Genomic DNA, 11,619 nt, shown 5'->3' on the forward strand with positions numbered 1-11,619 from the left:
ACAATCTCAAAAATCAAATCAATTTTGCATTCCCACTCAGGAGAGTGAGAACAAGAAAGATGAATACTTAACTTAGTAGGTTAAATTTGAATCACCGCCGAAATTTACTTTTACAGGAGTTGCATTAAGATCTTTCATTTTAAGTGAAGAAGCTACGATTCTTCTCATTCCACTACACTCGCCACTCGTTCCACCACCAGTAATGGTAATATTCCCATCATCAACGTTCGTCGTAGTAATAGTGACACAATCTTGCGGAGTTGAAGAAGTATCTTGAATAGTCAAAGTACCATTATTAGCCAAAGTAACCGTTCCAGCTTCTTTCGTTTTAACATTAGTAATTTCACTAATTTGAGCAGCGAGCGTACCGTGCGCCGTATAATAAGTACCCAATTCTGTAATAAGACCGGTAATTTCTTGTCCTTTTACGGTTGCTTTCGCATCATCACGTGTTGCTGCAAGTTTTGGAATCGCAACTGCTGCCAAAATACCCAAAATAACGATAACGAAAATTAATTCGATCATAGTAAAACCTGAACGTTTCATGGTTTACTCCTTGAAGTTTTTAATAGTGATTACTCTTGTAACCCTACTGTCATTATGAATGGGTTTGTCTTATAATCTGATTAAACTCATAAACTATAATTTCGTACGGCCGTTTCAAGGAGAGTATGGCATAATTTTGACAAATTCAAGGAGAACAAATGAAGATTGCCGTACCTGTAATGGATGAAAGTCTGAAAATGGCCGGAAATGCCGGACACACCCCTTATTTCGCTGTATTTAACCTCACAGGCGGAATGTTTAAAAGCTTTACATTAGAAGGGCTTCGCCTCAATCCTAAAGCTGCCGGAGATGATCATCACGATCACGACGAGCATCACACCTGTGATCATGATGCGGGTGATATTGAACATATCAAAGCACATGACACGATGGCAGACGCAATCGAAGACTGTGATTATCTCGTTGTGAAAATGGCGTGTAAAAATACCGCTAAAAGTATGAGTAACGTCGGTGTAAAACTCCAAAAATACAATGGAAGTGAAGTACTTGCGCCCAAAATTTTGACGGAATTAGCCTCACAATTCAAATAAATATCTAGTTTAATTCTCGTTTATAAATTGAAGGCGTATAATTCGCACCGTTAATGAAGCATAGGCTTTAAATCTTCACCGTTGTACAGTACAGCGATGAACCCTAAAAGGTAAAACAAACCATGATTTCCGCAGAGATTGAGACGCTAGGCATAAAAAACAGTGGAAAACTATTCCATAACCTCAGTTACGACGAGTTGATCCGGCACGAATTGGATAACGGTGAATGTAAACTCGCCAGCAACGGTGCGACAATGGTCGATACAGGTATTTTTACCGGTCGAAGCCCAAAAGATAAGTATTTTGTCAATCAAGAGCCTTCAAATAAATATATCGCATGGGGAGATGTCAATAAAAAAATCGATAAAGCGATTTTTGATGAACTCCTCGTTGTTGCCCGAGAGCAACTCTCCGGAAAAGATCTCTACATTACCGACGTATTCTGCGGATCAAGTGCTTCAAGCAAACGCTCTGTCCGTTTTGTCTCTGAAATCGCATGGCAGGCTCATTTTGTAAAAAATATGTTTATTCGTCCTAGCGAAACGGAACTCGAAACGTTCAAACCCTCTTTTACCGTACTCAATGCATGTAAAGCGGTCAATGAAAAATGGGCAAACCATGGATTAAACTCTGAAGTTTTTGTCCTCTTTAGCGTCGAAGAGAATCTCTGTATTATCGGAGGGACATGGTATGGCGGAGAGATGAAAAAAGGGATTTTCTCCATGATGAACTACTGGTTGCCGCTCGAGGGGAAACTCTCCATGCACTGTTCAGCCAATGTCGGAGCTGCAGGTGATACCTGCTTATTTTTCGGCCTTAGCGGTACCGGTAAAACTACCCTCTCCACCGATCCGAAACGTGCGCTCATCGGAGATGATGAACACGGATGGGATGACGAAGGTGTTTTCAATTTTGAAGGGGGATGCTATGCAAAAGTTATCAATCTCGATCCCTCAAGCGAGCCAGAGATTCATAATGCTATCCGTCCTAACGCACTGCTAGAGAATGTCGTTTATGACGAAGACGGAATCGTCGATTATACCGACGGTTCTAAAACAGAAAACACCCGTGTCTCTTATCCGATCGAACATATTGAGAATCACCAGCCTTCACTTATGGCTTCACATCCAAAAAATATTATTTTTCTATCTGCCGATGCGTTCGGAGTCCTCCCTCCGGTAAGTAAACTCACCAAAGAGCAAGCGATGTACTACTTCCTCAGCGGCTACACGGCAAAAGTTGCCGGCACGGAACGCGGTATTACTGAACCGGTTGCAACGTTTAGTTCATGTTTCGGAGAAGCGTTTCTTCCTCTTCACCCTACGGTATACGCCAAGCTTTTAGGGGAAAAAATCGATGAACACGCTGTTAATGTTTATCTTGTCAATACCGGATGGACCGGCGGCGGATACGGCGTCGGAAAACGGATGAGTATCAAAGATACCCGTGCTTGCATCAATGCTATTTTAGATGGCAGTATCAACGAAAGTGAGTTTGATACCACCAACACATTTGGTTTCCATATCCCGAAAACACTCGGTTCCATCGATCCTGTAATCCTCAATCCTCGTAATGCATGGGCGGATCGTGATGCATATCTCGTTCAGCGCGATAACTTGGCTGCGTTGTTTATCAAAAATTTCCAAAAATATACCGACGGACAAAGTGAGTTTGACTACTCTGCTGCCGGACCGCACCTTCCAACCGCATAACTTTTTTTTCTTCCCAACATCTCTCTTGGGAAGAGACTCCTCTACATAATTCTGCAATCATTTGATAACAAAACAAATCTATAGTTTGAATGAAATATTTATAGGGAAAATAGGGAGATTTTAGAGAAGAGTTGACGCAAGCAAAAATGCTTGTGTCAAAAAGAATTTAGCAAGAGTACGTTGTTTTAAATTCGAACGCTGTAGGACGCGCTTCATACGGCCATACTTGAGTTTCGAATTTGTAGTGTTGGTATGTATCAATGAACAACGGAGTCATAACCGGTTGTAAAAACTCATTGTCACGCACTAATGCTTCTAAAGCACCGCGTAGTGTGTGTGGCATTTGTGGAATACCTTTTTCACGAATTTCATCAAGGCTGAGTTCGAACAAATCTTCATCCATCGGGCCAACCGGAACCATTTTGTTTTTGATACCGTCAAGTCCTGCGAGCAACATAGCCGTAAACGCAAGGTATGGGCATGAAGTTGAATCCGGGAAACGCATTTCAATACGTGTCGCTTTTTCACCCGCACCGTAAGGAACACGGCAAGATGCAGAGCGGTTTTGGCTTGAGTACGTCAAGATAGACGGTGCTTCAAATCCAGGAATAAGACGTTTGTATGAGTTGGTCGATGGATTCGTGAACGCTGCAACCGCACGTGCATGGTGAAAAATTCCACCGACGTAGTGGAGCGCATCTTCGCTCAGGTTGCCGTAGCCGCCCTCTTTATAAAATGTGTTTTTACCGTCTTTCCAGATTGATTGGTGAACGTGCATACCGTTACCGTTGTCTCCGTAGAGTGGTTTAGGCATAAAGGTAACCGTTTTACCGTTTAGGTGTGCTACCATTTTGATAACGTATTTAAGTTTTTGTACATTGTCCGCTGCTTCAACAAGGGTGCCGAAAACGATACCGATTTCCCCTTGACCTTGTGCAACTTCGTGGTGACCGAGAACAACTTCAAGACCTACTTGCTCTAGTGCCAACATCATCTCTGCACGAAGATCAACCATTGTATCAATCGGAGCTACCGGAAAGTAACCGCCTTTAGTACGTGGGCGGTGACCCGTATTGAAACCGTCTTTAAATGATTTCGAATCATTCCATTCACCCTCTTCGGTGTCTACTTCATAATATGAACAGTTTGCTTCATCGCGAATTTTGACATCATCAAATACGAAAAATTCATTTTCAGGACCGAAATAAGCAACATCACCGACACCTGCGTTTGCAAGATGCTCAAGCGCTTTTTTTGCAATTGCACGCGGGCATTTTTCGTACATTTGGCCTTTGTAAATATCATACACATCACAGAATACAATGATGGTAGGATCCGCAGTAAATGGGTCCATAAATGCCGATTCAGCATCCGGTTTAAGGAGCATATCTGAACGGTTAATCGGTTGCCAAGCATCGATAGACGAACCGTCAAACGGAAGACCGCCTGTAAATTGACCAGCGTTAACTGCACTCATACGGTAGCTAACATGATGCCATGTCCCTTTCATATCGGTGAAGCGAAAGTCAACGAACTGAACGTCATTCTCTTTACAAAAACTGAAAAACTCGTCGACACTGTTTACGAATTTACCCATGCGAATCTCCTGAAAATAATTAAAGTATCGCAGTATAGCAAAAGTTGCCAAAAACTGAAACGTTTAGAATGATTAAAATTTAATCATTTCCCGATCTCTCCCCCGATAAAGTGCACATTTATCATACCCAAATGAACGTGCAAGGGTTTCAGCATCCTCACCAAATAATCCGATTTGTTCAACACAATGAGCATCTGACCCGAACGTAATCGGTATATCAAGTTCAGCTATTTGCTCTATCAAAAGGGGGGAAGGATACGCTTCGCCGATAGGTTTTCGATACCCTGAAGCATTGATCTCAATAGTCATATTTGCCTGTTTAATCGCTTTTAATGCATTATTCGCCAAGAGACGAATATCCCCTGTCGGAAGATATTTAAACACTTTGAGCAAATCCAGATGACCGACAATATCAAACGCTCCGCTTAGTGCCATCGCTTCAATCAGCCCGAAATAGCGTCGATAGACATTATCAATATCCACCCCTGCATAACGGCCGATAAATTCAGGATTATCAAATCCCCAGTCATCAATAAAATGGACACTTCCTATGAGATAATCGCACGGACGTGACAACACGTTTTCATCCATATAACCGGGAAGATAATCGATCTCATACCCCAATAAAACGGTGATTTTATCCGCGTAACGCTCCGCAGCCTCTTTGACCCAAGACTCGTACAGTTCCATTTGATCAAAACCCATTCGATACTTGGGATCATAATGCATCGGAGCATGGTCTGAAAATCCAAAAAACTGTGTGCCGCATTCGATGGCGGCTTCCACATACTCCGCGACCGTTCCGGTAGCATGATTGCATAAAATGGTATGGTTGTGAAGATCGACTCTCATGAATGCACCCTAAGTAAAAATAATGGTTTTAATGTTATTATAGTGCAATTTTAAATCGTTGAGGATAGAGATCATGACGCAAGAAGAGTTAGATGCGCTAATGAATGGTGATATAGATTTGGACGTAGGATACGAAGAAGAGGAAAAAGAAGATTTAGCCGAAGCTCCTGTATCTGCGGATGAAACACTCAGCGACGAGCCTTACAATGAGATGGATCCTGATAAATACCGTGTTTCCGCAATGCACAGCTGGCCGCCGCCTCCACCGACGGATGATAATAAAATGGTACATCAGCTGGACGATGTCACCAAAGAGAGCGAACAAAAAGCAACGGAGATATTTGACCTTATCGAAGGTATCAGCAATGAATTAGGCCAAGGTGAAAAAGATATCAAAGCGCTTAAAACGATCATCGGGGGAAATATCACCCTTTTTACTACGTTGAGTACAAAATTTCCTCATGTAGATACCTTTAAGACCCAATTAAGTGAAAATGAAAAGGCTATGGAGAATCTCGAAGGGATTCTTGAAATGCTTCAAAACGGCGGTGACACCATTATGAACGTAATGGATATTATGCAATACCAAGATATACACCGTCAAAAAATCGAGCGGGTTATCAACGTTATGCGTGCCCTCTCAACCTATATGAATCATCTATTTGCCGGAAAAATCGACGATAGCAAACGGGTTAGTTCTGCCGTCCATCTCCCTGGAGACAGCACAACGGAAGATGTTGTCAACAGCGATGATATTGAGGCATTATTAGCTTCATTTGGGAAAAAATAAATAAAGAAAACGATACAATTCGCCCACTTATGTTGTAAAGAGAGTCGTATTGAAAAAAGTGGAGCTTCTTTCCCCTGCAGGGAATTTAGAAAAACTAAAAATTGCCATTGACTTCGGTGCTGATGCCGTATATGGGGGAGTGAGCCATTTTTCGCTCCGTATACGCTCAGGCAAAGAGTTCGATTTGGAAAGCTTCAAAGAGGGGATTGACTACGCCCACGCACGGGGACGTAAAGTCTATGTTACCATCAACGGTTTCCCCTTTAACTCCCAGTTAAAACTTCTCAAAGAGCATATCGCTACTATGGCATCCTTAGAGCCGGACGCTTTTATCGTGGCAACACCGGGTGTCCTTAAACTCGCTCACCAAATTGCCCCCCATATCCCACTGCATCTCTCGACGCAAGCCAATGTTATGAACGTCCTCGATGCGCAAGTCTATTATGATATGGGTGCACGCCGTATTATCGCCGCACGGGAAATTTCACTGAAAGATCTGGGGCAAATCAAAGAAGAACTCCCCGATTTGGAGATCGAAGTATTTGTCCACGGTTCCATGTGTTTTGCCTACAGCGGCCGCTGTTTAATCTCGACACTTCAAAGCGGTCGGGTTCCGAACCGTGGCAGTTGTGCCAACGATTGCCGATTTCCCTATGAGATGTACGCCGCCAACCCTGAAACAGGTACTCTTTTCAAGTTGGTCGAAGATGAGGGAATCGGCACCTATATCATGAATTCGAAAGATCTCAATCTTGCATCCCACATTCAGGAGATCATAGATAGCGGATGTATCGACTCTCTCAAAATAGAAGGGCGCACCAAGGCCCCTTATTATGCCGCTATTACCGCTAAAGTGTATCGCCGTGCCATCGATGATTATTACGCGGGGGAAAGTGATCCTGAACGTTATCAAAAAGAGTTAAACACGATGCAAAATCGCGGATTTACCGATGCCTATCTGATCAACCGCCCTTTTGAAAAACACGATACCCAAAATCTCGATTTCTCTATGATGATGGGAACCCATCAGGTGAGCGGGATTGTGGATGAATCGGGCGAATATTTCGAATGCAAATATAAAACATTTCCGAACGATACGATGGAACTCGTTTTTCCTGAGGGGAGTCCTATCGAAGCGGTTGATAATGAAATCGGAAAAATTTGGGAAGAAAATGGGGAATGGCATATTTCGTTTAAACAACTTCTTGCCGAAAACGGAAAAGTATGGGATCAAGTTCATAGCGGAAATCTCAACCGCTTTAAACTCCCCGCATCATTGCCTCCGTTCACTTTTTTCCGTATCCCTGCTACAGAAGATATGGGGACCATCACCAAATGTTAATTTTAAAACCTAAGGAGTCAATTCAATGAAATTCGTATCTATTATTATGGGAAGCAAAAGCGATTTTGACGTTATGCAATCATGTTCACAAACCCTCGAAGAGTTCGGTGTACAGTATGAGCTCATCATCTCATCGGCGCACCGAAGTCCTGAACGTACTAAAGACTACATTGTCAAAGCGGAAGCCAAAGGGGCACAGATCTTTATTGCAGCAGCAGGTATGGCGGCACATTTGGCGGGTGTTTTAGCCTCTAAAACGATCAAACCGATCATCGGTGTACCGATGAGCGCCTCAGCATTAAGCGGGATTGATGCTTTGCTCTCGACTGTCCAAATGCCGGCAGGTATGCCGGTAGCAACGGTCGCCATCGGCAAAGCGGGAGCGATCAATTCAGCCTATTTAGCTATGCAAATCTTAGCACTCGAGAACGAAGAGTTACGGATGAAACTTCAAGAGGATCGCATTGCAAAAGCTAAAAAAGTGGAAATGGATTCATTGGAGATTGAGACTATCCTGTAACAAGGTACGCATTTTGCTATAGTATTTAAAATTTGAAGGCGGTGAAGTATGCAAGGGTGGATGAGTATCGATGACTACGCACAAATGACAAATATGGAGCGTAGTGATGTTGAAGCCTTAATAGTACGCGGCAAACTCACTACCCTTATCGAAGACGGAGAGGTAATCATCGACCCGGGCCAAGGGATGGAGGGGCTTGTCCCCGCAACGATGCAGGAACTTAGTGCCTCTCATGCGGATATTACCTTGGGTGCCAGTTTTGTGGAAAAAACCATCGGTACCATTATCAATCTTCATGAAAAAGTACTCGTTGCCAAAGAAGAGACGATCGAATCGATCAAAAATGAGAATGAATTTCTCAAAGATGCCCTCTCCTCTCTCCAAGAACTCTATGAAGAGGATCGCAATACGATTGCCACCCTCACCGAACAGCTCAAACTCTCTCAACAAGAGGTTGAATTTATGCGTCGTAAATACAAACTGATGTGGGGCAAAGTCATCGACGATCACGCTTCTCAATGACCATACAGCCTGAGTGTATTAGCTGCATTGCGGCTCAAAGTAAACGTGTTTGCGAGGCGATTCATGCCGATGAAATGCTTAGTGAAAAAATAATCAGCTACGTCGAAGCTGCCCTTCACGATGCCGATTTTACCCTCTCACCACCCCTCATCGCCGCACCGCTATACGAGCAAATGGCACTTCTCGCTCAGAGCGATGATTTGTACAAAGAGCAAAAACAACACGCCTCAGAGCAGGCTAAAACCTATATCCCTTTTTTAGAAGAAACAATCCAAAGCAGTGATGACCCGCTCATAGCCGTTCTCAAAACAGCCGTCGTCGGCAATGTGATCGATCTCGCCGCCGAAGTGACTTTTGATCTGCACGATGCAATTATGTCGGTCTTTAATACCCCATTTGCTCACGATGATACTCAACTATTACGCGCTTCTCTCACACATGCCAAAACACTCCTTTATATCGGGGACAATGCGGGAGAACATATCTTTGATGCGTTAGCGATCCGCTTCCTCCAAAAACTCTATCCTCAACTATCGATTACCTATATGGTACGGGGAAATCCCATCATCAATGATGTCACTTTGAGAGAAGCGCATGAAGCGGGGATAGAGAAGATATGCTCTGTGATGAATAGCGGTGTCCCTACTCCCGGATTTGTCTACAATCTCGCATCCGCTGAAGCTCAAGAACTTTTTGACAATGCTGATCTGATTATCGCTAAAGGGATGGGGAACTATGAATGTATGACGCCTCAGCAACGGCACGATATCTGTTTTTTACTCAAAGTCAAATGTTCCGTCGTGGCGATGTCGCTCCATCAAGAGATAGGTGATATTATCTGCAAACTCTCTTAAGCGATACAGATTCGGTTTCTCCCCTCTGCTTTAGCCTGATACAAAGCACTATCGGCACGCCCTACCACATTTTCAATCCGATCACCCTTCCGGCTTTCACTGATTCCAAAACTGCACGTCATTGTATGGATATGGGGGAAATCGTACTTCTCAATGACCGATTGCATTTTCTCTGCCAACTGTTTTCCCCCTTCAATTTCAGTTTCGGGGCAAATTATCATAAACTCTTCGCCTCCCCATCGTCCGAGCGTATCAATATGACGAATATTGTCACTCAATAGTTGCGTCAGTGCAACCAATGTTTTATCTCCGATCAAATGGCCATACGTGTCATTGACCCGTTTAAAATAATCCAAATCAATCATAATGACGCTAAACACGCGTCCGGTACGTTCATAGAATTGATGACATTCAAGTAACCTTTCATCCAAACGGATGCGATTTGCCAATCCAGTCAAAGGATCGGTTGTCGCCATTTTCAAAAGCCGTTTATGGTATTTTCCCATTTCAAATTGACGATAAATAAAAATCGAAATAATGATAAAAGCGCCCATAACAACAACATATGCCCATGTATAATCAACTCTATCCTCATACGTTATCGCAATATAGCGATTCAAAATTCTTTGTCGCTCCGCAATCGTAATCGAATCGATCGCTTTATCAACAATTGTTTTAAGTTCAGGATAATCATTGCGTATCATCATCCGAACGTCAAAATCAAATTCGGTGGTTCCCGAAATTTTAAGATTAACCTGGTGATCGGCATTGATAAGATAGGCAACGACAGGGAGAATATCGACCACGGCATCAACGCGTCCCGAACTGAGGAGTTTTAGCCCCTCGCGGGTATCTTCAACCCCTACAATCGTAATATTTGAATATTTTGCACCGATCGCTTCCGCGACGCTATACCCTTCCGTTATCGCAATCCGTTTCCCCTCCAGTGCTTTAAGTCCCGGGATAAAATCTATCGTTTTTCCCGTAACAATGACATTCGGAAACGACGCATACGGTTTCGAAAACAGGGCATAGGGTTCTTTCTCTTTAGAGATAGAGGTTCCCAAGGTAATATCAGCCGTTTTTGTTTTAATGGCGTCCAATACACCGGACAACGTGGATGAGGGGATAAAAGAGCTCTTCATTCCGGTTCGTTCACTAATCAGTTTCCAAAAATCAACCGCAATCCCCTGAAGCTGCGGAGGGCTACTCTCTGAGAGAAAATTAAAAGGGGGCCAAGTCAATGTCGAGGTATAGCGAATGGTATTCATGTGTAAAAAAGAGCGTTCATCCACATTCATCAAGACGGTCTGATGGGTATCATCATAAACAAACCCTTCTAACCGTTTTTCATTTTGCTCAATCCCCATTACTTTGTAAATATCCGAAATACGACGAAATTTATCGACCGTTATTGATCCCAACGGCTGATTTCTTCGGTACGCCAGTGTCTTGAGAACCTCTCCTTCATAGATAAGAGATTCTAACGACTTATTTTGAGTGTTGTAACGCTCTCGTATAAGCTGTGCCGTTTCAGGAATATGCTCAAATGCATACTCCCACCCCTTAAGGGTAGCATCGACAAAAGCGCGTACCCTCTTAGGGTGATTTCGCACTTCAGCTTCAGACGTAAAAAGAATATCACTGTAAAAATCAAAACCGTACGCTTCAGGACTGATAGCATTGGTCTCAATCCCTTTTTCTTTGAGAACAAACGGCTCATTGGAGATATAGCATGCCATAACATCAGTTTTTCCGTTAATAATATCGATCGGATTAAAGCTGTGCTCTATGATTTTCAGTTGATCCAGTCGAATATCTTGCGAATTCAGCATTGCACGAACCGAAATCGTATCTTGGAAATCTGAGGTCATCATCACCCGCTTCCCCTTCAAATCCCGCGGTGTTTTGATATCTGCCGATTTTTGGGATAGGAGAACAAAAGGGGAACTTTGAAAAATTGCGGACAAAGCAACAACATTTTTCCCCGCCATTCGATCATTCAGCAAGGAGGATCTCCCGATTCCGTACGTGCTACGCCCTGCCATCACTTCGTCGACCGAGAGTTTTTTCGGATCAAATTTTTGGAGAGTTACCTCCAATCCGGCATCACGGTAAAATCCTCTTTCTTTTGCCACATAATATCCCGCAAATTGAAACTGATCCGCCCACTGCAACTGAACGGAAACTTTTTCACTAGGCGGCTGTGCATAAAGGGATGCAAAGCAGAAAAAAAACAAAAATAAATACTGTTTCATTATATCCCTCTATTTCTTGTTCTCATAATAGGGTGAATTCCTTTAAAAAACCCTTTGAGGATGGGTTTTTGGTAT

The 11,619-nt window shown here is 43.1% G+C and carries 11 protein-coding genes; 7 read left to right on the forward strand and 4 right to left on the reverse strand.

Translation table 11 applies throughout. The annotated features are described in order from the left end of the window. Positions 1–72: 72 nt before the first annotated feature. Complete coding sequence (locus Q8O20_RS07835; protein WP_305530715.1) at positions 73–546, reverse strand: type IV pilin protein; 474 nt, start codon at positions 544–546, stop codon at positions 73–75. Between the two features lie 158 nt (positions 547–704). Here Q8O20_RS07835 and Q8O20_RS07840 point away from each other — a divergent pair, with 158 nt between their 5' ends. Next, positions 705–1,097 (forward strand): hypothetical protein, encoded by a 393-nt coding sequence (locus Q8O20_RS07840; RefSeq protein WP_305530716.1) that lies wholly within the window; start codon positions 705–707, stop codon positions 1,095–1,097. A gap of 122 nt (positions 1,098–1,219) precedes the next feature. Then, positions 1,220–2,809 (forward strand): phosphoenolpyruvate carboxykinase (ATP), encoded by a 1,590-nt coding sequence (pckA, locus tag Q8O20_RS07845; RefSeq protein WP_305530717.1) that lies wholly within the window; start codon positions 1,220–1,222, stop codon positions 2,807–2,809. Positions 2,810–2,975: 166 nt separating this feature from the next. Here the strand turns inward: pckA and glnA are convergent, their stop codons facing one another. Both glnA and Q8O20_RS07855 read right to left on the reverse strand, forming a co-directional pair. Beyond that, positions 2,976–4,406, reverse strand: coding sequence for a type I glutamate--ammonia ligase (glnA, locus tag Q8O20_RS07850; protein ID WP_305530718.1), 1,431 nt, complete (start codon positions 4,404–4,406; stop codon positions 2,976–2,978). A gap of 72 nt (positions 4,407–4,478) precedes the next feature. Beyond that, on the reverse strand, positions 4,479–5,258 hold the full coding sequence (locus Q8O20_RS07855; protein WP_305530719.1) for a histidinol-phosphatase: 780 nt from the start codon (positions 5,256–5,258) through the stop codon (positions 4,479–4,481). 73 nt (positions 5,259–5,331) lie between these two features. On the opposite strand from Q8O20_RS07855, the gene Q8O20_RS07860 reads away from it, so the two are divergent. The 5 genes from Q8O20_RS07860 to Q8O20_RS07880 are packed head-to-tail and all read left to right on the forward strand — an operon-like array spanning position 5,332 to position 9,286. Then, complete coding sequence (locus tag Q8O20_RS07860; protein ID WP_305530720.1) at positions 5,332–6,048, forward strand: chemotaxis protein; 717 nt, start codon at positions 5,332–5,334, stop codon at positions 6,046–6,048. A gap of 49 nt (positions 6,049–6,097) precedes the next feature. After that, positions 6,098–7,390, forward strand: coding sequence for a U32 family peptidase (locus Q8O20_RS07865; RefSeq protein ID WP_305530721.1), 1,293 nt, complete (start codon positions 6,098–6,100; stop codon positions 7,388–7,390). Positions 7,391–7,415: 25 nt separating this feature from the next. Continuing rightward, the gene (gene purE / locus Q8O20_RS07870) at positions 7,416–7,910 is read left to right on the forward strand and encodes a 5-(carboxyamino)imidazole ribonucleotide mutase (RefSeq protein ID WP_304741493.1); all 495 of its coding nucleotides are present in this window, start codon (positions 7,416–7,418) and stop codon (positions 7,908–7,910) included. A gap of 48 nt (positions 7,911–7,958) precedes the next feature. Next, entirely contained in the window at positions 7,959–8,432 is a 474-nt protein-coding gene (locus Q8O20_RS07875) for a DUF3972 domain-containing protein (RefSeq protein ID WP_304741491.1), read from the forward strand. Further along, positions 8,429–9,286, forward strand: coding sequence for a DUF89 domain-containing protein (locus Q8O20_RS07880; RefSeq protein WP_305530722.1), 858 nt, complete (start codon positions 8,429–8,431; stop codon positions 9,284–9,286). Before Q8O20_RS07875 ends, Q8O20_RS07880 begins: the two co-directional genes overlap by 4 nt. On the opposite strand, the gene Q8O20_RS07885 is transcribed toward Q8O20_RS07880, so the two are convergent. Further along, a complete protein-coding gene (locus Q8O20_RS07885) occupies positions 9,283–11,544 on the reverse strand; it encodes an ABC transporter substrate-binding protein (protein ID WP_305530723.1) in 2,262 nt (753 codons plus the stop codon). The genes Q8O20_RS07880 and Q8O20_RS07885 overlap by 4 nt on opposite strands. Positions 11,545–11,619 lie beyond the last annotated feature (75 nt).

The organism is Sulfuricurvum sp. (genome assembly GCF_030691015.1).
GTDB lineage: Bacteria > Campylobacterota > Campylobacteria > Campylobacterales > Sulfurimonadaceae > Sulfuricurvum.